This is a genomic window from Modestobacter sp. SYSU DS0904 (assembly GCF_054051115.1).
Window position 1 is genome coordinate 84955 of sequence record NZ_JBJHAQ010000007.1, and the last position, 22302, is coordinate 107256.

Annotated in this window: 26 protein-coding genes; 19 read left to right on the plus strand and 7 right to left on the minus strand. The window is 75.9% G+C overall.

Going from position 1 to position 22302, the window contains the following annotated elements; genetic code table 11:
• Positions 1 to 4 precede the first annotated feature (4 nt).
• Complete coding sequence (locus tag ACI79U_RS07055; RefSeq protein WP_457064054.1) at positions 5 to 307, plus strand: hypothetical protein; 303 nt, start codon at positions 5 to 7, stop codon at positions 305 to 307.
• A 24-nt stretch (positions 308 to 331) separates the two neighbouring features.
• The gene (locus tag ACI79U_RS07060; protein ID WP_457064052.1) at positions 332 to 1099 is read left to right on the plus strand and encodes a phosphoglyceromutase; all 768 of its coding nucleotides are present in this window, start codon (positions 332 to 334) and stop codon (positions 1097 to 1099) included.
• A gap of 75 nt (positions 1100 to 1174) precedes the next feature.
• Here ACI79U_RS07060 and phoU read toward each other — a convergent pair whose 3' ends face one another.
• Positions 1175 to 1843, minus strand: coding sequence for a phosphate signaling complex protein PhoU (phoU, locus tag ACI79U_RS07065; protein WP_457064050.1), 669 nt, complete (start codon positions 1841 to 1843; stop codon positions 1175 to 1177).
• A 257-nt stretch (positions 1844 to 2100) separates the two neighbouring features.
• On the opposite strand from phoU, the gene ACI79U_RS07070 reads away from it, so the two are divergent.
• Both ACI79U_RS07070 and ACI79U_RS07075 read left to right on the plus strand, forming a co-directional pair.
• Positions 2101 to 3396 carry a sensor histidine kinase gene (locus tag ACI79U_RS07070; protein ID WP_457064048.1) on the plus strand — a complete coding sequence of 432 codons (1296 nt, stop codon included), beginning with the start codon at positions 2101 to 2103 and terminating at the stop codon, positions 3394 to 3396.
• Positions 3393 to 4073 carry a winged helix-turn-helix domain-containing protein gene (locus ACI79U_RS07075; protein WP_457064046.1) on the plus strand — a complete coding sequence of 227 codons (681 nt, stop codon included), beginning with the start codon at positions 3393 to 3395 and terminating at the stop codon, positions 4071 to 4073. Before ACI79U_RS07070 ends, ACI79U_RS07075 begins: the two co-directional genes overlap by 4 nt.
• Positions 4074 to 4298: 225 nt before the next feature.
• On the opposite strand, the gene ACI79U_RS07080 is transcribed toward ACI79U_RS07075, so the two are convergent.
• Positions 4299 to 4514, minus strand: coding sequence for a DUF3072 domain-containing protein (locus tag ACI79U_RS07080; RefSeq protein ID WP_457064044.1), 216 nt, complete (start codon positions 4512 to 4514; stop codon positions 4299 to 4301).
• A 344-nt stretch (positions 4515 to 4858) separates the two neighbouring features.
• Here ACI79U_RS07080 and ACI79U_RS07085 point away from each other — a divergent pair, with 344 nt between their 5' ends.
• Positions 4859 to 5959, plus strand: a complete 1101-nt coding sequence (locus tag ACI79U_RS07085; protein WP_457064042.1) for a helix-turn-helix domain-containing protein — start codon at positions 4859 to 4861, stop codon at positions 5957 to 5959.
• Here the strand turns inward: ACI79U_RS07085 and ACI79U_RS07090 are convergent.
• Positions 5855 to 6694: a hypothetical protein gene (locus ACI79U_RS07090; protein WP_457064040.1), complete on the minus strand. Its 840-nt coding sequence runs from the start codon at positions 6692 to 6694 to the stop codon at positions 5855 to 5857. The genes ACI79U_RS07085 and ACI79U_RS07090 overlap by 105 nt on opposite strands.
• Positions 6695 to 6736: 42 nt before the next feature.
• On the opposite strand from ACI79U_RS07090, the gene ACI79U_RS07095 reads away from it, so the two are divergent.
• Both ACI79U_RS07095 and ACI79U_RS07100 read left to right on the plus strand, forming a co-directional pair.
• On the plus strand, positions 6737 to 7681 hold the full coding sequence (locus tag ACI79U_RS07095) for a Ppx/GppA phosphatase family protein (RefSeq protein ID WP_457064038.1): 945 nt from the start codon (positions 6737 to 6739) through the stop codon (positions 7679 to 7681).
• Positions 7681 to 8724, plus strand: a complete 1044-nt coding sequence (locus ACI79U_RS07100; protein ID WP_457064036.1) for a hypothetical protein — start codon at positions 7681 to 7683, stop codon at positions 8722 to 8724. The genes ACI79U_RS07095 and ACI79U_RS07100 overlap by 1 nt, the downstream gene beginning before the upstream one ends.
• Positions 8725 to 8761: 37 nt before the next feature.
• On the opposite strand, the gene ACI79U_RS07105 is transcribed toward ACI79U_RS07100, so the two are convergent.
• Positions 8762 to 9304, minus strand: coding sequence for a type 1 glutamine amidotransferase domain-containing protein (locus ACI79U_RS07105; protein ID WP_457064034.1), 543 nt, complete (start codon positions 9302 to 9304; stop codon positions 8762 to 8764).
• Between the two features lie 60 nt (positions 9305 to 9364).
• On the opposite strand from ACI79U_RS07105, the gene proC reads away from it, so the two are divergent.
• The 7 genes from proC to ACI79U_RS07140 all read left to right on the plus strand — a co-directional run bounded on the left by proC (position 9365) and on the right by ACI79U_RS07140 (position 13955).
• Positions 9365 to 10189: a pyrroline-5-carboxylate reductase gene (gene proC / locus ACI79U_RS07110; RefSeq protein WP_457064032.1), complete on the plus strand. Its 825-nt coding sequence runs from the start codon at positions 9365 to 9367 to the stop codon at positions 10187 to 10189.
• Positions 10190 to 10589: 400 nt separating this feature from the next.
• Positions 10590 to 10961 (plus strand): helix-turn-helix domain-containing protein, encoded by a 372-nt coding sequence (locus ACI79U_RS07115; protein WP_457064029.1) that lies wholly within the window; start codon positions 10590 to 10592, stop codon positions 10959 to 10961.
• A gap of 269 nt (positions 10962 to 11230) precedes the next feature.
• Positions 11231 to 11329 carry a 30S ribosomal protein bS22 gene (locus ACI79U_RS07120; RefSeq protein ID WP_012854759.1) on the plus strand — a complete coding sequence of 33 codons (99 nt, stop codon included), beginning with the start codon at positions 11231 to 11233 and terminating at the stop codon, positions 11327 to 11329.
• Between the two features lie 10 nt (positions 11330 to 11339).
• Positions 11340 to 12458, plus strand: coding sequence for an NAD-dependent epimerase/dehydratase family protein (locus tag ACI79U_RS07125; protein WP_457064026.1), 1119 nt, complete (start codon positions 11340 to 11342; stop codon positions 12456 to 12458).
• On the plus strand, positions 12451 to 13359 hold the full coding sequence (locus ACI79U_RS07130; RefSeq protein ID WP_457064024.1) for a lysophospholipid acyltransferase family protein: 909 nt from the start codon (positions 12451 to 12453) through the stop codon (positions 13357 to 13359). The genes ACI79U_RS07125 and ACI79U_RS07130 overlap by 8 nt, the downstream gene beginning before the upstream one ends.
• Positions 13359 to 13592, plus strand: a complete 234-nt coding sequence (locus ACI79U_RS07135; protein WP_457064022.1) for a hypothetical protein — start codon at positions 13359 to 13361, stop codon at positions 13590 to 13592. The genes ACI79U_RS07130 and ACI79U_RS07135 overlap by 1 nt, the downstream gene beginning before the upstream one ends.
• Before the next feature lie 87 nt (positions 13593 to 13679).
• Positions 13680 to 13955, plus strand: a complete 276-nt coding sequence (locus ACI79U_RS07140; protein ID WP_457064020.1) for a hypothetical protein — start codon at positions 13680 to 13682, stop codon at positions 13953 to 13955.
• Here ACI79U_RS07140 and ACI79U_RS07145 read toward each other — a convergent pair.
• From ACI79U_RS07145 to ACI79U_RS07155, 3 genes are all read right to left on the minus strand, one after another.
• Complete coding sequence (locus tag ACI79U_RS07145; RefSeq protein WP_457064018.1) at positions 13952 to 14866, minus strand: HAD family hydrolase; 915 nt, start codon at positions 14864 to 14866, stop codon at positions 13952 to 13954. The genes ACI79U_RS07140 and ACI79U_RS07145 overlap by 4 nt on opposite strands.
• Before the next feature lie 56 nt (positions 14867 to 14922).
• A complete protein-coding gene (locus ACI79U_RS07150) occupies positions 14923 to 16086 on the minus strand; it encodes a DUF5667 domain-containing protein (protein ID WP_457064016.1) in 1164 nt (387 codons plus the stop codon).
• A gap of 115 nt (positions 16087 to 16201) precedes the next feature.
• Positions 16202 to 16912 (minus strand): sigma-70 family RNA polymerase sigma factor, encoded by a 711-nt coding sequence (locus ACI79U_RS07155; protein ID WP_457064014.1) that lies wholly within the window; start codon positions 16910 to 16912, stop codon positions 16202 to 16204.
• Positions 16913 to 17058: 146 nt separating this feature from the next.
• Between ACI79U_RS07155 and ACI79U_RS07160 the strand changes: the two genes are divergently transcribed.
• The 5 genes from ACI79U_RS07160 (at position 17059) to hemC (ending at position 22225) form a co-directional block, all read left to right on the plus strand.
• Entirely contained in the window at positions 17059 to 18657 is a 1599-nt protein-coding gene (locus ACI79U_RS07160) for an AMP-binding protein (RefSeq protein ID WP_457064012.1), read from the plus strand.
• Positions 18650 to 18901, plus strand: coding sequence for a glutaredoxin family protein (locus ACI79U_RS07165; RefSeq protein ID WP_457064010.1), 252 nt, complete (start codon positions 18650 to 18652; stop codon positions 18899 to 18901). Before ACI79U_RS07160 ends, ACI79U_RS07165 begins: the two co-directional genes overlap by 8 nt.
• A gap of 254 nt (positions 18902 to 19155) precedes the next feature.
• Positions 19156 to 19842: a redox-sensing transcriptional repressor Rex gene (locus tag ACI79U_RS07170; RefSeq protein ID WP_457064008.1), complete on the plus strand. Its 687-nt coding sequence runs from the start codon at positions 19156 to 19158 to the stop codon at positions 19840 to 19842.
• The gene (locus tag ACI79U_RS07175; protein ID WP_457064006.1) at positions 19839 to 21287 is read left to right on the plus strand and encodes a glutamyl-tRNA reductase; all 1449 of its coding nucleotides are present in this window, start codon (positions 19839 to 19841) and stop codon (positions 21285 to 21287) included. Before ACI79U_RS07170 ends, ACI79U_RS07175 begins: the two co-directional genes overlap by 4 nt.
• A complete protein-coding gene (hemC, locus tag ACI79U_RS07180; protein WP_457064004.1) occupies positions 21284 to 22225 on the plus strand; it encodes a hydroxymethylbilane synthase in 942 nt (313 codons plus the stop codon). The genes ACI79U_RS07175 and hemC overlap by 4 nt, the downstream gene beginning before the upstream one ends.
• The last annotated feature ends 77 nt before the right edge of the window (positions 22226 to 22302 follow it).

Sequence of the window (22302 nt, forward strand, 5' to 3'; positions counted from 1 at the left end):
CGCGATGGTGGACCAGACGCCGGCGCCGGCACGGCAGGGCCGGGCGCTGATCGGGCTGGTCGCCGCCTCCGCGCTGGCCTACCCGCTGCTGCTGTCCGCCGTCGAGCTGCTGGTCGTGCAGCTGATCGCGCCGGACGCCGGGAAGCTGGCGCTGTGGGGCGCCGTCGCGGTCGCCTGCAGCGTGGGCATGGTCGTCGCGGTCCGCTGGGGCGCCGGGCGGCGGCTGCGGAGCCCGTGGCTGCTGGTCGGGCTGGTGCCGCCCGCGCTGTTCGAGCTGTGGGTGTGCTGGCCACTGCTCACGCGCTGAGCCCGGGTCGGGCAGGATGGCGGCGTGACTGAGACCGCGAGCCCCGCTGCGACCCTGGTCCTGCTCCGCCACGGCGAGAGCGAGTGGAACAAGGCCAACCTGTTCACCGGCTGGGTGGACGTCCCGCTGTCGGAGAAGGGCCGCGCCGAAGCGGCCCGTGGCGGCCAGCTGATGGCCGAGCAGGGCGTGCTGCCCGACGTCTGCCACACCTCCGTGCTCAAGCGGGCGATCGCCACCTCCGAGCTGGCGCTGGCCGCCGCCGACCGGCAGTGGATCCCGGTGAAGCGGTCCTGGCGGCTCAACGAGCGGCACTACGGCGCCCTGCAGGGCAAGGACAAGGCCGCCACCCTCGCCGAGTACGGCGAGGAGCAGTTCATGACCTGGCGCCGCTCCTACGACACCCCGCCGCCGCCGATCGAGCCCGGCAGCGAGTTCAGCCAGGACGGCGACCCGCGCTACGCGATGCTGCCGCCGGAGGTGCGCCCGGCGACCGAGTGCCTGGCCGATGTCGTCGTCCGGATGCTGCCCTACTGGTACGACGCGGTCGTGCCGGACCTGCGGGCGGGCCTGACCGTGCTGGTCGCCGCGCACGGCAACAGCCTGCGGGCGCTGGTGAAGCACCTGGACGACATGGGCGACGAGGAGGTCGTCGGGCTGAACATCCCGACCGGCGTCCCGCTGCGCTACGACCTCGACGCCGACCTGCGCCCGCTGCAGAAGGGCGGCCAGTACCTCGACCCCGCCGCCGCTGCCGCCGCGATCGAGGCGGTCAAGAACCAGGGCAAGAAGTAGCCGACACGGAGGGGCCCGGGCGCGAGGTGCGCCCGGGCCCCTCCGTGGCCGTGCTGGGTGTGGCTGTGCCCGGGTTCAGCGGGGGTCGGTGACCGCCAGCGTCGGCTTCTCGCCGGTGACCAGGTAGACCACCCGGCGGGCGACGCTGACCGCGTGGTCGGCGAACCGCTCGTAGTAGCGGCCCAGCAGCGTGACGTCGATGGCGGACTCCATGCCGTGGCCCCACGTCGGCGCCAGCAGCTCGCGGAACAGCTGCTTGTGCAGCTGGTCCATCTGGTCGTCCTCGGCCTCGAGCTCGATGGCCGCCTCGACGTCCCGCTTGGCGATGACCGTCCCCGCCTTGGCCACCAGGCTCTCCGCGATGTGCCCGGCCTCCAGGAAGACCGGCCGCACCTCCTGCGGCACCGCGTGCTCCGGGAAGCGCATCCGCGCCACCTTCGCGATGTGCTCGGCCAGGTCGCCCATCCGCTCCAGGTCACCGACGATCCGCATCGCGGTCGTGATGGTGCGCAGGTCGGTGGCGACCGGCTGCTGCCGGGCGAGCAGGGTGAAGCAGCGCTCCTCGATGCTCTCGCGCACCGAGTCGATCCGCTCGTCGCCGGCGATCACCAGGTCGGCGAGGGCGACGTCGGCGTCGAGCAGGGCGGTGGTCGCGGTGCTCATCGCGGACCCCACCGAGTTGGCCATCTCCACCAGGCAGGCGTTGATGTCGTCCAGTTCCTCGCGGTAGCTCTCCCGCAGCACGCTTCCTCCGTCCAGTCGCCGCGCCAGGGCCGGGCCCGGGTGGCTCGGCCGCTCGGCGCGTGGCGTCCCCGCCCACGGTCCGGACGCCCGGTGCCGGGCGTCGAACGCGTGTACCCACGAGCGTAGAGACGCTGCCACGCGGTCCAGGAGGCCGCCAGGTGAACGGGCGGGCACGGCGCGATGAACTGTCGCGCCCGGACGGGTGATGCTCTCCGCAGCAGACCGCACAGTGGCCCCTGCTGTCTAGCATCAGCAGCGTGGAACCGCTGGTCGCCCTGGTGGCGGGCCTTGCGACCGGCCTGCTGCTGGCGCTCACCGTGGTCCGCGCCCGACATCGTCCCGTCGACGAGGGAGGCGCGGCGACCTCGCGCGGCCAGATCGACCCGCGCGCCGACCAGGAGGCCGCGCTCGCCCGCCGCCTCGTCGACCTGATGGACCCCGCCGTCGTCGTGGTCGGGCCCGACGACGCGGTGCTGCTGGCCAACCCCTCGGCGCGGGCGCTGGGCATCGTCCGCGGCAGCCGGCTGCTGGTGCCCGGGCTGCTGGAGGTGGCCCGTGAGGCGCAGGCCGCCGGCACCCGGCGGGCCGACGTCGCACTCCCCGGTGACCTGGTCGGCGCCGGTCCCCGCACCGTGGGCGTGCACGGCATCCGGCTGGGCAGCGCGCCGCACCGCGGTGCCGGACCGGTCGCACTCGTGCTCCAGGACGTCACCGAGGCCCGCCGGGTCGAGGCCGTCCGGCGGGACTTCGTCGCCAACGTGGGCCACGAGCTGAAGACCCCGGTGGGCGCGCTCGCGCTGCTGGCCGAAGCGGTCCAGGGCGCTGCCGACGACCCCGAGACCGTGCAGCGCTTCGCCGCCCGGATGAGCCACGAGGCCGACCGGCTGGCCCGGCTGGTGCGCGAGCTCATCGACCTGTCGCGCCTGCAGGGCGCCGAGCCGATGCCCGAACTGGCGCCGGTGGCGGTCGCCACCGTCGTGGCCGAGGCCGTCGACCGCACCCGCGCCGCCGCCGCGGCCAAGGACATCCAGCTCGCCGTCGCCGCCCAGCCCGGGCTGGTGGTGCGCGGGGTGGAGGCGCAGCTGGCCACCGCGATCACCAACCTGCTGGCCAACGCCGTCGCCTACAGCCCCGCGGACACCACGATCGCCGTCGGCGCCCGGGCCCGCTCCGGGTTCGCCGAGATCGCCGTCACCGACTCCGGGATCGGCATCCCCCGCTCGGACCGCTCCCGGGTCTTCGAGCGCTTCTACCGGGTCGACCAGTCCCGGGCCAGCGCCACCGGTGGCACCGGACTCGGCCTGGCCATCGTCAAGCACGTCGCCAGCAACCACGGGGGCTCGGTCACCGTCTGGAGCGAGGAGGGTCTGGGGTCGACGTTCACCCTCCGCATCCCCCTCGCCGCCGGGGGAGACCAGCCCGTGGACGACGGCGCACCCGAGCGGCCGCCCGTGCCGCCGCTCCACCCGGCCCGCCCCCTCGACGTCGACGACGTCACGGTCGGGTCCCACGACGACGGCCCCGCTGGGGCTGCGAAGAGAGGACGGTCATGACCCGAGTGCTCGTGGTGGAGGACGAGGAGTCCTTCAGCGACGCGCTGTCCTACATGCTCCGGCGGGAGGGCTACGACACGGTCGTGGCCGCCACCGGCACGGACGCGCTCGCCGAGTTCGACCGGGCCGGGGCCGACATCGTGCTGCTCGACCTCATGCTGCCCGGGCTCTCCGGCACCGAGGTCTGCCGCTCGCTGCGGGCCAGGAGTTCGGTGCCGATCATCATGCTCACCGCCAAGGACGCCGAGATCGACAAGGTCGTCGGGCTGGAGCTGGGCGCCGACGACTACGTCACCAAGCCCTACTCGGCGCGCGAACTGGTCGCCCGGATCCGGGCCGTGCTGCGTCGCGGCACGGACGCCGAGCCGGTGGCCGACAACGCGCTCGAGGCCGGCCCGGTGCGGCTGGACGTCGAGCGGCACGTCGTCGCCGTCGACGGCCAGCCCGTGGCGCTGCCGCTGAAGGAGTTCGACCTGCTCGAGCTGCTGCTGCGCAACGCCGGTCGGGTGCTCACCCGCGGCCAGCTCATCGACCGGGTCTGGGGCGCGGACTACGTCGGGGACACCAAGACCCTCGACGTCCACGTCAAGCGGCTGCGCGCCAAGCTCGAACCGGACCCCGCCAACCCCAAGTACCTGGTGACGGTGCGTGGGCTGGGCTACAAGTTCGAGGCATAGCAGGACTGTCGGCCTGCCGGCCTCCCACCGCGGCCAGGTGCCGGGGTGCGGTGCGTTGAGCTGCTGACCGTCCGGCCGGAGGTGGACCCTGCGGGCCCACCGTCCGGCCGGACCGCCTGCGGCGGGCCCGTCGTCCCCAGGTGAGGACCCTCCGGGCCCGTCACCCGGGGCGACACTGCCTTCGGCAGGACGGCAGGAGAGCTCCTGCCCGAGGCGGCCGGGCTCCTACTGGCCGCGGCCGGTCTCGTCCTGGAGCTCGTCGATCTTCTTCGACGCGTCGGCCTTGTTGATGTCGTCGGGGACGTCCTCCCCGGCCTCGCGCGCGAGGGTGTGCAGATAGCTCTTCTGCGCGCCGGTGGCCGGCTCGTCGCCGGTCACCCAGTCCGACGGGTCCTTCTCCGTGCTGCGCGGGCTGTCGGGCCCGGTCTCCGCTTCGCTCATGTGTTCGAAGCTACGCGGGGCTGGGCACCCGCGCAGCTCGAGCCGTGGCCGTGCTGGCCGACGCCGGTGGCGGGGTCTGTCGCCACACGGGTCGCCGGCGTGCGCGCCGCCTCCCACCGGCGGCCGGTCCGGTAGACGTGCTCGGCGCCGCAGGGGCAGGCGACGGTCATCGCGATGTGGGACGGGTGGTTGACGACCGACCGGACGCGCCGGTCCGCCACCAGCTCGGTGGTCCGGGTGACGGGGCAGGTGATCAGGAACATGTCCGCAGCCTCCGCCGCCGGCGTCCACCGGACGAGTGGCAGACGTGACCGGGACCGCACGTTTCCTGCCATGCTGTCGGGGTGAACCCGACCGGACGTCCGCTGGTGGTGAGCGTCGTCGTCGCCGACGGCGTCGTGGGCAGCTTCGGGCTGGGGGTGACGTCGGAGGTCTTCGGCTACGACCGCACCGCGATGGGCCTGCCGCGGTTCGACTTCGCCCTGGTCACCGAGGTCCCCGGGGAGGTCCGCAGCGACACCGGCGTCCGGCTGCTGGTCGACCACGGGCTGGCGCGGCTGGCGGTCTCCGACATCGTGCTGGTCACCGCCTGGGAGCGGTTGGACCGCGAGCCCTCGGCCGCGCTGATCACGGCGATCCGCACTGCGCACGCCCGGGGCGCGATCGTGGTCAGCCAGTGCACCGGTGCCTTCGTCGTCGCCTCCGCCGGACTGCTGGACGGCTGCCGGGCCACCACGCACTGGCGCCACGCCGGCGAGCTGGCCGCCCGCTTCCCCGCCGTGACCGTCGACCCCACCGTCCTCTACGTCGACTGCGGGCGGCTGATCACCGGTGCCGGTACCGCCGCCGGCGTCGACACCCTGCTGCACCTGGTCCGCCGGGAGTGGGGCCCCGCGGCGGCGAATGCGCTGGCCCGGGACATGGTGGTGCCCCCGCACCGCGACGGTGGCCAGGCCCAGTTCATCGACGAGCCGGTGGCCCGGTGCGAGGACGACCTGCTCGGCGTCGTGCTGGAGTGGGCCCGGACCCACCTGGCCGAGGAGATCACCGTCGAGCTGCTGGCCCGCCGGGCGCTGATGAGCCCGCGCAGCTTCGCCCGCCGGTTCAAGGCCACCACCGGGACGACGCCGCACGCCTGGCTGCTCGCCCAGCGGCTGGCCGCGGCGGAGTCACTGCTGGAGGGCAGCGACGCACCCGTCGAGGAGATCGCCCGGCTGGTCGGCTTCGGCACCGCGGCCGGTCTGCGGGAGCAGTTCGGCCGCCGCCGCGGGGTATCCCCGCGGGCCTACCGGCAGACCTTCCGGGCCGTCCGCGCCGGCACCGCCGCGACCGGGCCGGTCTCAGCCGGGCCGGCGCCGGTGCAGCTCGACGGGCACCGGCCGGGGGCTGGCCGGGTGCGGGGCGACGAGACCGGCGTCCAGGCGGGCCTCGGTCAGCCGGCGTAGCTCGGCGTAGGCGGCCTCGCCCAGCAGCGCCGTCAGCTCCGGGCCGTAGGTCTCCACCAGCGGCTGGGCGGCCACGTGGGCGGTGGGGGAGCCGGTGCACCACCAGTGCAGGTCGTGGCCGCCGGGCCCCCAGCCGCGGCGGTCGAACTCGCCGATGGTCGAGACCAGCACCCGGGTGTCGTCGGGGCGGTCCACCCACTCCTGCTCCCGGCGGACGGGCAGCTGCCAGCACACGTCGGGCTTGGTCTCCAGCGGGTGCCGGCCCTGCCGCAGCGCCATCGCGTGCAGGGCACAGCCCGCGCCCCCGGGGTGCCCGGGCCGGTTGAGGAAGACGCAGGCGCCGTCGACGACCCGGGTGCGCAGCGCCTCCTCGGCGGTCTCCCCGGGCTCGGGCTCGGTCAGCGTGTCCGGCTCGGTCCACTCCTCCCGGGCCGGCGCGTTCCCGGGATGGCGCTGCCAGTCCAGCGGGGTGAGGTCGGCCACCGAGGCGGCGACCCGTTCCAGGTCGTCGGTGTCGGTGAGGAACGCCCCGTGGTTGCAGCACCCGTCCTCGGCGCGGCCGGCCACGACGCCGGCGCAGCCGCGGCCGAAGACGCAGGTCCACGCGCTGGTCAGCCAGGTGAGGTCGGCCCGCACCAGGTGCTCGGGATCGGCCGGGTCGAAGAACTCCACCCACTCGCGGGCGAAGTCCAGCTCCACCTCGGGCGGAGGGGTGTCGGAGGTGCTCGGGTCCACCGGCGCAGCGTAGGCGGCGGGCGACCCGGCAGACTGCGCTGCATGCGACTGGGTGTGCTCGACGTCGGCTCCAACACCGTGCACCTGCTGGTGGTGGACGCGCATCGGGGCGCGCACCCGACCCCGATGCACGACGACCGCTGGCTGCTGCGCCTGGCCGAGCACGTGGGCCCGGACGGCAAGCTCTCCAAGGCGGGGGAGAAGGCCCTGCTCACCGCGGTGCAGAAGGCCAAGCGGCAGGCCGCCGACCGGCGCTGCGACGAGCTGCTGGCCTTCGTCACCTCCGCGATCCGTGACGCCGACAACGGTGCCGCCGTGCTCCGCCGGGTGCGCGAGCAGACCGGCGTGGACCTGCAGGTGCTCACCGGGGAGGACGAGGCCCGGCTGACGTTCCTCGCCGCCCGGCGGTGGTTCGGCTGGAGCGCCGGCCGGCTGCTCGTGCTCGACATCGGCGGCGGCTCGCTGGAGCTGGCCAGCGGCATCGACGAGGACCCCGACGTCGCCCTCTCGGTGCCGCTGGGCGCCGGGCGGATGACCCGCAACTTCCTCCCCGAGGCCGAGACCGGGGGGCGCCCGGACCTCACCGCACTGGCCCGGCTGGAGGAGCACGCCGCAGAGGTGCTGGCCCCGGCCGGCCGCAAGCTGCGCGCAGCCGGTGAACCCGACCTGGTGGCGGCCACCTCGAAGACCTTCCGCACCCTGGCCCGGCTCGCCGGCGCCGCGCCCTACGCCGCCGGCCTGCGGGTGCCGCGCGAGCTGACCACGACCGGCCTGGGGCAGGTCCTCGGGTTCGTCTCCCGCATCGAGGCCGGTGCGCTGGCCGAGTTGCAGGGGGTCTCGGTGCAGCGCGCGCACCAGGTCCCGGCCGGCGCCGTCGTGGCGCAGGCCGCGATGCAGGCCGTGGACGTACCGTTCGTGCGGATCTGTCCGTGGGCGCTGCGCGAAGGGATCATCCTCCGGCGCCTGGACTCGCTGGAAGGAGCGTGATGGGGCAGCCGTCCGGGGAGTACAGCGTCCGCTCGCTGGCCGAGATCCTGCGTGAGCACGGCCTGGAGAGCGAGCACGGCACGCGGCCCGGTCGTCGACGCAAGGGGCCCGACGAGCCACCCACCGGCCGCTCGGCGCCCGTGGGCGCTGACGGCCGTCCGGCTGCCGTCGAGCCGCGGCCGGCACCGGCCGGGCGGGGGGCGCAGTCGCCTCGGCCCGGCACGTCCGGACGTCCGGTCGCGCCGGCGCCCGGGGTCCGGCCCGCCGCTGCGCGCGCATCCGGTCCGGCCGCGCCGTCCCCCGCCGCCGTCCGCGCGCCCGCTCCCCGGGGCGGGTCCCCGCGCCAGGCCGACCCGGCCCGCAGCGGGCCACCGGCACGGTCCGCCCCCGCGCCCGCGGCGTCCCCCGCCTGGACCCCGGCCCAGGACCGGTCGCGGGGCAGCGGCCTGGGCGACCTGGCCTCCCCCGGACCGGTCGCCGGCCGGACGGAGTCCACCGCGGCCCCGGCGCGGCGGCACACCGATGCACCCGACCGGGCAGCCCCGGAGCCGACCCCGGCTCCTGCGGCGCCGGCGCCGGCCACGGCGGCCCCGACCCCGTCGCCGGCCACCGGGAGCGTGCCGCGCGGACCGTCGACGGCGGCCATCCCGGCGCTGCAGACGTCCGCCTCGCGGGCCACCGGCGAGCGGCGCTCGGGTGCGCACCGCACCGGGCCGCAGCCCGCGGTGCCGGGCGAGGGGGACGCCGAGCCGGTGAGCGGCCCGCAGGGTGCGCTGGCCTGGGTGCGGTTCGTCGGTGAGCTGGTGGTGGCCCTGGCGGTCGGGATCGGGCTGTACTTCGCCTTCACGCTGCTGTGGGAGCTGATGCCCTACGCCGCCCTGGTCGCCGCACCGCTGGTGGTGACCGGACTGGTGGCGGGGGCCGCCGCGTGGCGGCAACGGCAGGGCCAGGGCCCGCTCCCGGTCCGGCTGCTGGCCGGGCTCCTGCTGGCCGGCACGGTCCTGGTGATCGCCCCGGCCGCCGGGCTGCTTGCGGGCTCCTGACCCGGCCGCCCGGCGGCCGGGCCGGCACCCGCCGGGCTCAGGCGCGGGCGAACTGCTCGACGAGCGTCCTGCTGAAGGCGTCGAGGTCGTCGGGCTTGCGGCTGGTGGTCAGGTTGCCGTCGACGACGACCTCCTCGTCCACCCACTCCGCGCCGGCGTTGCGCAGGTCGGTCTGCAGCGAGGGCCAGGAGGTCATCCGCCGGCCCCGGACGACGTCGGCCTCGGCGAGGACCCACGGTGCGTGGCAGATCGCGGCGACCGGCTTGCCGGCGTCGAAGAACGCCTTGGTGAAGGCGACCGCGCCGGCGTCGGCGCGGACGAAGTCGCCGTTGATGACCCCGCCGGGCAGGACCAGGGCGTCGAAGTCGCCGGGGTCGGCCTGGGACGCGACCGCGTCGACGTCCTTGGCGTCGCCCGGGTCGATGTGCTGGTACATGGTGATCGACCCGGGCTCCAGGCTCACCAGCTGCGGCTGGGCGCCGGCGTCGACCAGTGCCTGCCAGGGGCGCTCCAGCTCGACCTGCTCCACACCGTCGGTGGCCAGCACGGCCACGCGCTTGCCGTTCAGTTCTGCGGTCACGGCCGCTGGCTACCCCGGTCCTCCCGGGCCACACCCGGGGTGGGCGCTACCGTCGCGGGCATGATCAGTGGGAGTCGTCGCGGTCTGGCCATCGTCGGTGGGGGGAAGATCGGCGAGGCGCTGCTGGCCGGCCTGGTCCGCCAGGCGGGCAGCGGGGACGGCATCCGGGTCGTCGAGCGCAGCCCGCAGCGGGCCGCCGAGCTGGCCGCGCAGTACGGCGTCGGGACGGTCGACCTCGCCGAGGCCGCCGCGCGTGCCCGGGTGCTGCTGCTGGCGGTGAAGCCGCAGGACGTCGACGCGCTGCTGGGTCTGCTGGCCCCGCACGTGGCCGCCGACGAGCACCTGGTCGTCTCCGTGGCCGCCGGGGTGCCCACCGCGCGGATCGAGGCGGCGCTGCCCGACGGCACCCCGGTGGTCCGGGTCATGCCCAACACGCCCGCGTTGGTCGACGCCGGGATGAGCGTGCTCTCCGCGGGCGCGCACGCCTCCGAGGAGCACCTGGACGAGGCCGAGGCGCTGCTCGCGCCGGTGGGTCAGGTCCGGCGGGTGCCGGAGAACCAGCAGGACGCGGTGACCGCGCTGTCGGGCAGCGGTCCGGCGTACTTCTTCTTCCTGGTCGAGGCCATGATCGACGCCGGGATCCTGCTCGGCCTGCCGCGGTCGGTGGCCGCGGACCTGATCGTGCAGACCGCTTACGGCTCGGCGGTGATGCTGCGCGACTCCGGCGAGCACCCGGTCCAGCTGCGCGAGGCGGTCACCAGCCCCGGCGGGACGACGATCGCCGCGATCCGCGAGCTCGAACGGCACGGGGTGCGGGCGGCCCTCATCGCGGCGATCGAGGCCGCGCACCAGCGCTCGGTCGAGCTGGGCCGCTCCCAGGGCTGAGCCGACCCGGCGACCCGGCGACACGTCGCCTTGTCGACATGTGTCCACCGGGCGGGACCCGCCGCCCGCCCCGACCGCCGGGCGGCGCCCCACCGGGTCGCGCACTCCCCACACCCGCTCCCCAGGGCGTCCCCAGCGGCGGTGGTCCCGGCGGATCCGGCACGAATCACATGCCTGTTGTTTTCCACAGTTCCTGTGGACAGGGCATGGTGCGGATGGGTCGACTTGGGGACAACACGCCGTGACGGGTGTGTCACGCGGTGTCTCTGTCCACTTGTGCCCAGGACGGACCGGTCCGCCTGTCCGTTTCACCCATCGCTTCTGTCACACAGGTCCCCATATGGTCCTTCCCAGCACGTGCGTGTCCCGTCCGCCGGTGGGGAAGCCGGTGGCCCGATGCGTGCTGATACCGGAGATGATCGACGTGACCACGCCCTACCGCGCACCGCTCCAGCAGACCTCTCGCCCGGGTGTCCCGGCGCCGCGACCGATGGGCCGGCCGATGTCCGCCGCCTCGATGTCGCGTCCGGTCCCGGCCGCCCACCCGGCCGCCGCGCCGGTCGGCCGCCCCGCCGCCGTCCCGGCCCCCCGCGCCGCGGTCGCCTTCCTGACCGTCGCCGAGGTCGCTGCCCTCATGCGGGTCTCGAAGATGACCGTCTACCGCCTCGTCCACGGCGGCGAGCTCTCCGCCGTCCGCGTCGGCCGCTCCTTCCGGGTGCCCGAGCGGGCCGTGCACGACTACCTGCGCGACGCCTACACCGACATCGCCTGAGCAACGACCACCTCGCCCCCCACCCTTCGCAAGCTCAGGGTGGGCCCCTGCGAGGCGGCCGCTCCAGCACGTCACCTGCTCGTGGCGAAATCCTGCAGCGGGGCCGTTCCAGAAGGGCACCAGGTAGTCTCGTGCGCTGAGCGGTGCCGCCCCTTCCGGGGGTGGCCCGCGCTCGAGCTGAACACCTCGCACGGTGCCCGGATCAGGAACCGCGTGACCACCCGGTCACCGCCCCCGGCGCCGCGTGACCACGACGTCGGGAGCAGGACATGGGTTCGGTCATCAAGAAGCGCCGCAAGCGGATGGCGAAGAAGAAGCACCGCAAGCTGCTCAAGAAGACCCGCGTGCAGCGCCGCAACAAGAAGTGAGCTGACGCTCGTGCCGCCTGCGGTCGTCCTGGTCACCGGTGTGAGCCGGTGGCTGGGCGGCGCGCTGGCGGCCGAGCTCGCCGCGGACCCGGCCATCGACCGGGTCATCGGGGTGGACACCGTCCCCCCGGCCCCCGAGGTGCTCCGCCGCCTCGGGCGGACCGAGTTCGTCCGCGCCGACATCCGCAACCCGTTGATCGGGAAGGTGATCGAGTCGGCCGCGGTCGACACCGTGGTCCACATGAACATCAGCGCCACCCCGGCCAGCGCCGGTGGGCGGGTGTCGATGAAGGAGCTCAACGTCATCGGCTCCATGCAGCTGCTGGCCGCCTGCCAGCGGTCGCCCCGGGTGCGCCGGCTGGTGCTGAAGTCGACCAGCGCGGTCTACGGGGCCAGCGCCCGGGACCCGGCGGTCTTCACCGAGACGATGCAGGCCCGGCGGGTCCCCGGTGGGGGCTTCGCCAAGGACAGCCTGGACATCGAGGGCTACGTCCGCTCGTTCGCCCGGCGACGTCCCGACGTCGGCGTGGCGGTGCTGCGGTTCACCAACCTCATCGGCCCGCGCATCGACTCCCTGCTGTCGGGCTTCTTCCGGATGCCGGTGATCCCCACCGCCCTCGGCTACGACGCCCGCGTGCAGCTGCTGCACGAGGACGACGCCGTGGCGGTGCTGGCCCGGGCGGCCACCGGTGAGTTCGTCGGCACGGTCAACGTCGGCGCCCAGGGCACCGTCCTGCTCTCCCAGGCCATCCGCCGGCTGGGCCGGGTGCAGCTGCCGCTGCCCGAGGCCGCGATGGGTTCGCTGGGCCGGCTCACCCGCCGGCCCGGGCTGGTCGACTGGTCCCCGGAGCAGATGCGCTTCCTCAACTTCGGCCGGGTCGTCGACACCCGCGTGCTGCGGGAGGAGTTCGGGCACACCCCGCACTACTCGACCGCCGAGGCGCTGGCCGACTACGGCCGCACGCTGCTGCCGGTCGTCCGCCCCGAACTGGTAGACGGCGTCACCGGTGGGGCGCGCGCTGCGGTGACCCGGTTCGCCGGCGGGCTCGCCGCCGTCACCACCGTGCTCACCCCGCGGCAGCGGTCCGCGCCGTCGGTGCCCGGCCTGCGGGCGGTCCACGATGCCTGAGGCCCGGGTCATCCCGCTGCGCCCGGACGACGAGCCGGTCCCCCCGCCGCCCACGGCCGGCCCCGGCTGGGACGACGAGGTGGCCGGCGGCCTGGACTTCCTGCGACGCCGGCTCACCGGTGAGTACGACACCGACGAGTTCGGCTTCGACCCCGACCTCACCGACCACCTGTTCCTGCCGCTGCTGCGGCCGTGGTTCGAGCGCTGGTTCCGGGTCGAGGTGCAGGGGCTGGAGCACGTGCCGGACACCGGTGGCGCACTGGTGGTGGCCAACCACTCCGGCACCGTGCCGGTCGACGCGCTGATGGAGACCGTGGCGCTGCGCGACCACCACCCGGCGGCACGGCGGCTGCGCCTGCTCGGCGCCGACCTGGTCTTCCAGGTGCCGTTCATCGGGTCGCTGGCCCGCAAGCTCGGCGTCACCCTGGCCTGCAACGAGGACGCCGAGCGGCTGCTGTCGGCCGGTGAGCTGGTGGGCGTCTTCCCCGAGGGCTTCAAGGGCGTGGGCAAGCCGTTCAGCGAGCGGTACACGCTGCAGCGGTTCGGCCGCGGTGGCTTCGTCAGCGCCGCGCTGCGCACCGGGGTGCCGATCGTGCCGTGCGCGATCGTCGGCGCCGAGGAGATCTACCCGATGCTGGGCAACGCGAGGACCGCGGCCCGGCTGCTCGGCCTGCCCTACTTCCCGATCACCCCGACCTTCCCGCTGCTGGGCCCGCTCGGCGCGGTGCCGCTGCCCTCGAAGTGGTTCATCGCCTTCGGCGAGCCGATCGAGACCGCGTCGTACGGCCCGGCCGCGGCCGACGACCCGATGGTGGTCTTCAACCTCACCGACCAGGTCCGGGAGACGATCCAGCACTCGATCTACCGGCTCCTCCTGCAGCGCCGGTCCGTCTTCAGCTGATGCCCGGTGCGGGTCAGGAGCCGGGGGAGCGCCCGTTCCCGCCGGCGGCCCCGGCGCTCCCCCGGGAGCAGGTGGCCGCGCTGGCGGCCTACGCCGAGGCCTTCCTCGCGTGGCTCGAGGACGACGTGGCGCAGGCGGCCCGGCACGGCCACGTACCGGACGCCGGCCTGCTGGAGCAGCTGGCCGGCCACCGGTTCCTGCGCGACTTCCTGGTCGACGAGTACGGGGTCTGAGCTCCTTCCCGCCCGACCGTGGGATTTCTCGCGCAACGACCTCCCCGGCGGTGCATCCGAACGGGGTGGCCGGCCCGAAGACCGTTCGTGGAGGAGTTGGACCGGGACGACCTGGGCTGGGTGCTGGCGCCGCTGCTGGGCGCCGGCCTGTCGGTGGACCAGGCGCGTGACCTGCTCTTCCGGCTGGCCTTCGAGGAGATGGTGAGCCAGGTGCGGGGCACCCGCGGGCCCACCCCCGACGCCGTCGCCGACCAGCCCGACAGCGTCCGGGCCGCATGGCAGCAGATGCTGCTGCGGCTGGTGCTGCTCGACCCGCTGCGCGAGGACGGCGCGGACGGCGGGCTGGCCGCCGCCGAGGGCTAGAAGGGCCAGCGGTTGCGGCGGCGCAGCGCGACCAGGCCGCCGACGACGCCACCGGACAGGGCTGCGGCGCCGACCGTGGGCACGCCGATCTTCGCGGCCTTGCGCCCGGTGCGGAAGTCCTTGATCGTCCAGCCGCGGGAGCGGGCGACGGCCCGCAGCTCGGAGTCGGGGTTCACCGCGACCGCCGTGCCCACCAGGCTGAGCATCGGCAGGTCGTTGCTCGAGTCGCTGTAGGCGGTGCAGCGGGCCAGCTCCAGCCCCTCCCGCTCGGCGAGCACCCGCACCGCCTGCGCCTTCGCCTCGCCGTGCATCAGCTCGCCGACCAGCCGCCCGGTGAAGCGGCCGTCGACCACCTCCGTGACGGTGCCGAGGGCGCCGGTGAGCCCGAGCCGGTGGGCGATGATCGAGGCGAGCTCGACCGGGGTCGCGGTGACCAGCCAGACCCGCTGCCCGGCGTCGAGGTGCTGCTGGGCGAGGAGCCGGGTGCCGGACCAGATGCGGTCGGCCATCAGCTCGTCGTAGATCTCCTCGCTGGCCTGCTTGATCTCCTCGACCGGCCGGCCGGCGACGAAGGCGAGCGCGTTGTCCCGCACGGTGGGCAGGTCGATGCTGCTCTCGGTGCCCGCGATCCGGAACTTGGCCTGCTGCCAGATGAAGGACGCCACGTCGCGGGTGGTGAAGTACTGACGGGCCGCCAGCCCGCGGGCGAACCAGAACAGCGAGGCGCCCATCATCATCGTGTTGTCGACGTCGAAGAAGGCCGCGCCCGTCGGGTCGGGGTGCGGCGCGGGTGCCGGCGTGGTCTCGGCGGCCGCGGCCGACGCGGTGCCGGCGACGAGGGCGCGGGTCTCCTCGTCGGCCAGCCCGCCGGGGAGGCGCGCAGCCCGCCCCCGGAAGGGAACTCGGACCACGGGTGACCTCCCGGTCTGGGCTGCGCTGGTCACCCGACCCTAGCGAGCCGGACCGCTCAGTCGGCGGCAGGTCGGCAGTTGACGGAGATCAGCGGCGGCAGGCACACCCGGAGCCCCGGGACGACGGGCGGCAGCTCGATGACCGTGCCCGGCGGGGTCGGTGCCGTCGTGGTGGGCGGAACGGGCGCGGGCGGCACCCACCACGGCGGGCCGCCGGGAGCCGGGGCCGCGGGTGCCGGGGCGGGCGGGGGCGCCGGGACGGGGGCTGGGGCAGGGACGGGCGCGCTGCTCTCCGCGGCGGGCGGTGGGGTGGTCGCCGGGGCGGGGGACGGCGCCGGGGGCGCCACGCCGCCCGGCGTCGCCGGGACGCCGGCCGGGGGCGCCGACGGCGTCCCGGGCGCGGGGCTCACCGTCGTCGGCCGGTCGGCCGGGCAGGGGACCGGCACCGGGCCCAGCTCGTCGCCGCCGGCGACGGCCGGTCCGCCGGTGCAGGTCAGTGCGGTGCCCAGCGACGCGGCGCGGTCGGCGACGGCGGAGACGAGCTCCCGGGAGCTGCCCAGCGCCGCGGCGGCGTCGGCGGGGACGTCGTCGGCCAGCGCGTCCAGCCCGGCGCGCTGCGCGGCGGTCCACGCGGTGAGCGCCCGCAGCGCCGCGGCATCGGCGTCGTCGACCGCCCGGGTGGTGAGCCAGGCGACGCCCTCGGTGGTCTGCTGGTCCATGGTCCGCAGCGTCTCCAGCACGGCCGCGGCGTCGGCGGCGCGCGCCAGCTCGGTCAGCTCGACGAGCCGGGTGTCGGCGAAGTCCAGCAGCGTCGTGCCGCGGCTGCTGTCACCGGCGAGCACCAGCTGGGTCGCCTCGCCGCCGCGCTTGACCTCGTAGAGCAGGTCACCGGGTGCCGCGCCCTGGGCGGCGGCCAGCAGGCCGCCGAGGGCGGCCAGGGTGAGGGTGGCGCCGGCGAGCCCGGCGGTGAGCCGGCCCCGCGACGCCGGCCCGCCGGCGTGCAGCCGACGCCACACACCCCGGCGCCGCGGCACGGGCTCACGGACGGCGGCCATCGCCACCAGCCGGGTCCGGGTGGCCGCGCGGAACGCCGGGTCCGGCTGGGCGGCGTACTCGGTCGGCAGGCCCTCGAGCCGGGCCAGCACCAGGTCCTCGGCGGTGAGTGGTGGGCCGGCGGAACGGCGGGCCGGACCCGTCGCGTCGTCCTGCTGCACCGTCACCGCCGCCCTCCGTGGACCGCCCGGGTCCCGCGTCGCCGATCGGCGCGGCTTCCCGCCCGGGTCAACGACGGGGCCGGCCCTGGCGTTACGCAGCGCAGTTGGACGGTCACACCTGTCACCGCAGTCCCGGGGGCAACAGCGTGGCGAGCCGGCGGACCGCGCGGTGCTGCAGCGCCTTGATCGCGCCGTCCTTCCTGCCCATCGCGGCCGCGGTCTCGGCGACGGTGAGGTCCTGCAGGAAGCGCAGCTCGAGGCACTCGCGCTGGTCAGCGGACAGCTGCTGCATGCAGGCGACCAGCTCGGCGTTGGTCAGCCGCTGCACGACCGTGTCCTCCGGGCCCTCGGTCGCCCGGTCGGCGTCACCCATGTCGCCGGTGGTGACCTCCAGCCGGTGGCGGCTGCTCTTCACGTGGTCCAGCACGATGTTGCGGGCGATCGTGACCAGCCAGGCGCCCACGTCGCGGCCCTGGAAGCTGAGCGAGTCGATCCGGCGCAGCGCCCGCACGAACGTCTCGCTGGTGAAGTCCTCCGCCGTCGTCCGGTCACCGACCCGCACGAGCAGGAACCGGTAGACCACGTCGACGTACCGGTCGTAGAGCAGGCCGAAGCCCTCGGCGTCGCCCTGCTGCGCCCGGCGGACGAACTCCCAGACGTCGTCCGGGTCCGCGGCGACGGCAGCCGGCGCGGGCTGCGTCGCCTCGTCGGCCGGGGGCGCGGGGGTGGCCGCGGGCTGCCCGGGCCGGGGGCGGGGCACCGGCTGGTGGCGCCGGCCGACCGCCGGGGTGGGCGGGGCCGTCGGGGGTGCGGCGGGACGGGGGCGGGTCATGCCGTGCACCTCCTCCACCCCCGGTCCGGCCGGCTCGCCCGACGTGTCGAGACCCGCTGCGGGCGGCCCACCGGGATGACACCATCGTGCCCCGGTGGCGCCGCCGCCGCTGCTCGGGGGCGGTCCGTGGGTCCAGGGAGGTCCGTGTGACAGAACAGGACGCCCCGGCGGCGCCGATCGCGCCGGTGGGATCGCTGGCGGCGCTGGTGCGCCGGGCGGCGGCGACCTCCGCGGGGTCCCCGGCCCTGGTGCACGGCGCGCGCCGGCTGACCTGGGCCGAGCTCGACGGGCTCGTCGACCGGGCCGCCGCGGGGTACCGCGCCCGCGGGCTGGCCACCGGCGACCGGGTCGCGGTGCAGCTGCGCAACGGCGTCGACTGGGTGGTGGCGGTGACCGGCGCGCTGCGGGCCGGGCTGGTCGTCGTCCCGGTCAACACCGCCTACACCGACCCCGAGGTGTCGTACCTGCTCACCGACTCCGGGTCGCGACTGCTGGTCACCGCGGCGGCGCGGGCGGAGCTCGCCGGGGTGCCGGCGCAGGTCGGCCCGCCGGACGACGACGGTCTGCCACCGGCCGACCCCGAGGACCCGACCGCGCTGGCGCTGCTGGCCTACACCAGCGGCACCACCGGCCGGCCGCGCGGCGCGATGCTCACGCACGCCGCCCTGCTGGCCAACCAGCAGCAGTGCCTGGCCCTGGACCCGCCGCCGGTCCGCGCGGGCGACCGGGTGCTGGTGGCGCTCCCGCTGTTCCACGTCTACGGCTCCACCAGCGGCTGGGGGCTCACCGCCGCGACCGGTGCCTGCGCGGTGCTGGTCGAGGAGTTCGACCCGCTGGACACCCTCCGGCTGATGGCCGAGGAGGGGGTGACCGCCGTCCCCGCCGCCCCGCCGATGTACGCCGCCTGGCTGGCGGCCGCCGACGCCGCCGGCTCCGACGCGGTGCTGCGGCGCGGCTTCGCCGCCGTCCGCACGGCCAGCTCCGGGGCCGCCCCGCTGCCGCCCGCGGTGCTGGCCGCGATGCGCGAGCGCGCCGCGGTCACCGTGTGGGAGGGGTACGGGCTGACCGAGGCCGGCCCGGTGCTGGCGAGCACCCTGGTCACCGGTCGGTCCAAGCCCGGCAGCATCGGCGGCCCGCTGCCCGGGGTCGAGCTGCGGCTGCGGGACACCGCGGGCGGCCCGACGGCCGGCGACGACCCGGCGGACGACGGTCCGGCCGACGACGTGGACGACGACGCGGAGGAGGCCGGGGAGATCTGCGCCCGCGGGCCGAACCTGTTCAGCGGCTACTGGCCCGACGGCGCCGACGGGCCCGACGCGCGGGGGTGGCTCGCCACCGGCGACATCGCCTACCGGGACGGCGACGGCGACCTGGTGCTGGTCGACCGCCGGCGGGACCTGATCCTGGTCAACGGGTTCAACGTCTACCCGGGCGAGGTCGAGCGGGTGCTCGACGCGCACCCGGGGGTGGCCGGGAGCGCGGTCATCGGGCTGCCCGACCCGCGCACCGGTGAGGCGGTGCACGCGGTGGTGGTGGCCTCGCCGGACGTCGCGCTCGACGAGGCCGGGCTGCGGGCGCACGCTGCGGCCTCGCTGGCCCGGTTCAAGGTGCCGGTGGCCGTGCACGTGGTGCCCGAGCTGCCGTACTCGCTGACCGGCAAGGTGAGCCGGGCCCGGCTCCGCGAGCTCGGGATGGAACGGGCGGCGCGCGCCGCCCGGGGAGGGGAGGAGGAGACCGGTGACTGAGCCGGCACCGCGCCTGCAGCTGCTCACCCGGGTCGGCTGCCACCTGTGCACCGTCGCCGAGGAGACGCTCACCCGGATCGGGGGCGAGGCCGGCCTGACGCCGGTCCTCGTCGACGTCGACGCCGACGAGGAGCTGCGTGCCGAGTACGGTGACCGCGTCCCGGTGGTGCTGCTCGACGGCCGGGAGCACAGCTACTTCACCGTCGACGTCCCGCGCCTGCGGCGCGACCTCGGCACCGGCTGAGCCACCGGCCGCACCCGACCGGGTGGCGCGCGGCGTGGCATCCGCCACAGCGGACCCCCCTGACCTGCGCAGACGGGTTCGGCGACTTTGTTCAGGACTTCACAAGCGGTTACCGTGAGGTGGCCGGGCGCTGACGCGCCCAGGTCCGTCGAGTGCCGAAACCCTGAAGTGCCCTTTCCCGAGTGCCCCTGCCCTGAGTCTCCCGAACGTCCGGTCCCGGCCGGGCCGCGTTCGGACCGCTGTGGAGTCTGCCCGTGACCCAGTCGCGGCCCCGGAACATCCCGGAGGCCACCGTCGCCCGGCTGGCCGTGTACCTGCGGGTGCTGGCCGGTCTCGCCGACGACGGCCGGAGTCACGTCTCCTCCGGCGAGCTGGCGAACGCCGCCGGGGTCAACCCGGCCGGTCTGCGCAAGGACCTCTCGCACCTGGGGCCCTGCGGTGTGCGGGGGGTGGGCTACTCGGTGGCCGGGTTGCGCGCCCGGCTCTCGGAGGCGCTGGGCGGCGAGCGGGCGCGGCCGTGCGTGCTGGTCGGGCTCGGCCGCCTGGGCTCGGCACTGGCCGACTACACCGGCTTCGCCAGCCGCGGCTTCACCTTCGTCGGGCTGCTGGACAGCGACCCCGCCACGGTGGGCACGCTGGTGGGCGGGTGCACGGTCCGCCCGGTGGAGGAACTCGAGGCGGTGGTGGGTGCCACCGCCGCCACGATCGGGGTCATCACGACACCGGCCGAGGTGGCGCAGTCGGTCTGCGACCGGCTCGTCGCGGCCGGGGTGAGGAGCATCTTGAACTTCGCGCCGGTGGCGTTGTCCGTGCCCGCGGGGGTCGACGTCCGCAAGGTCGACCTGTCGGTGGAGCTGCAGGTGCTGGCCTTCCTGGACCAGCAGCGCGGCGACCTCCCGGTGCCCGCGGGCGAGCTGCGGACGGCGGGGATCGCGAGATGAGCCTGCTCGCCGTGGGCATCAGCCACCAGACCGCTCCGGTAGCCCTGCTCGAGCAGGTCAGCATGAACGGCGACGAGACGGTCAAGGCGCTGCACGAGCTGGTCGACAGCGACCACGTCAGCGAGGCGATGGTGCTGGCCACCTGCAACCGGATCGAGGTCTTCGCCGAGGTCGACCGCTTCCACGGCGGCGTCACCGAGGTCAGCCGGGTGCTCGCCCGGCACGCCGGTGCCACGGTCGAGGAGCTCTCGCCCTACGTCACCGTCTACTACGAGGACCAGGCGATCGGGCACCTGTGCACGGTCGCCGCCGGCCTGGACTCGATGGTGGTGGGGGAGACCCAGGTGCTCGGGCAGCTGCGCGCCGCCTACGCGCTGGCCCAGGAGCAGGGCACGGTCGGGCGCGAGCTGCACCCGATCGCCCAGCGCGCGCTGCGGGTCGGCAAGCGGGTGCACGCCGAGACCGGCATCGACCGGGCCGGCGCCTCGCTGGTGTCGGTCGCGCTGGACCGAACCAGCGACGTCCTCGGTGACCTCGCCGGCCGCCCGGTGCTCGTCGTCGGCGCCGGCTCGATGGGCGCCCTCGCGGCCACCACGCTGGCCCGCCGCGGCGCCGCCGTCACCGTCAGCAGCCGCACCCCGGCCAGCGCCGCGCGGCTGGCGGAGTCCGTCGGCGGGCGCCAGGCCGACCTGGCCCGGCTGCCCGAGGAGGTCGCCGCCGCCGACGTGCTGGTCACCTGCACCGGCGCCACCGGCACGGTGATCGGCGAGGAGCTGGTCCGCACCGCGATGGCCGGCCGCGGCGACCGGCGCATGGTCGTCGTCGACCTCGCGCTGCCCCGCGACGTCGAGGCCGCGGTCGCCGGCCTGCCCGGCGTGCACGTCGTCGACCTGGCGATGCTGCAGGGCGAGCGGGCCGCCCACCCGGGGCAGCCGGTGGCCGGCTCGGTCGCCGCCGACGACATCGCCGCCGCGCACGCGCTGGTCGAGCTGGAGACCTCGCTGCTGCGCGCGGAGCGGCAGGCGGCCGCGGTCGCCCCCACCGTCTCCGCGCTGCGCAGCCAGGCCGCCGAGGTCGTCGACGCCGAGCTGCTCCGGCTGTCCACCCGGCTGCCGGACCTCGACGCCAAGGCCCGCAACGAGATCGCCCGCACCGTGCGCCGCGTCGTCGACAAGCTGCTGCACGAGCCGACCGTCCGGGTGAAGGAGCTGGCCAGCGCCCCCGGCGGCACCGACTACGCCGACGCGCTCCGGGCCCTGTTCGGCCTGGGCCTGTCCGGCGCCACCGACGGTGACCGGGCCACCCTCTCCGACGCCGTCACCCTCGACCCGCAGCTGCCCGCCGGCACCCCGCTGTCGGCGCTGGACCCGCGGATCGAGGCCGCCCGCGACGGGCGCGGCGGGGGCTCTGCCGCCCGCGACCGGCGCACCGGGGGTGCCCCGTGACCGCCGCCGTCCCGCTGCGGCTGGGCACCCGGGCCAGCCAGCTGGCGCTCACGCAGTCCCAGCACGTCGCCGACGCGCTGACCGCGGCCACCGGCGTGCCGGTCGAGCTCGTGCACGTGAGCACCTACGGCGACCGGTCCACCGAGGCGATCAGCCAGCTCGGCGGCACCGGCGTCTTCGTCGCCGCGCTGCGGGAGGCGCTGCTGCGCGGCGAGGTCGACTTCGCGGTGCACAGCTACAAGGACCTGCCGACCGCGCCCGCGCCGGGGCTCACGCTCGCCGCCGTCCCGCCCCGGGAGGACGCCCGGGACGCACTGGTCGCCCGGGACGGGCTCACCCTCGGCGAGCTGCCCCCCGGCGCCCGGGTGGGCACCGGGGCTCCCCGGCGGATGGCGCAGCTGCGCGCGCTCGGGCTCGGTCTGGACGTGGTGCCGATCCGCGGCAACATCGACACCCGGATGGCCCGCGCCCTCGGCGCGGACGCCGACCTGGACGCCGTCGTGCTGGCCCGCGCCGGGCTGGCCCGGATCGACCGGCTCGCCGTGGTGACCGAGGTCCTCGACCCGCTCCAGGTGCTGCCCGCGCCCGCTCAGGGCGCCCTCGCCGTCGAGTGCCGCGCCGAGGACGCCCGGGTGCGCGAGCTGCTCGCCGTCCTGGAGGACCCGGGCACGCGGGCCTGCGTCGCCGCCGAGCGCGCCGTGCTCGCCGCCCTCGAGGCCGGCTGCAGCGCCCCGGTGGCCGCCGCCGCCGAGCTGGCCGAGGACGAGGACGGCGCCAGCGAGCTCTACCTGCGCGCCTCGGTGACCGCGATCGACGGCAGCGACGGCATCCGCGGCTCGCTCACCGGACCGGCCACCGAGGCCGAGGCGCTGGGCCGGCAGTTGGCCGCCGAGCTGCTCGACCGCGGCGCCGCCGCGCTGATGGCGGCAGCCCGGTGACGCGCCGACCCGGGCGGGCGCCCGCCCGCCCCCACGACCCCGTACCACCCGCAGCGACCCCCTCCGGGGGCAGGAAC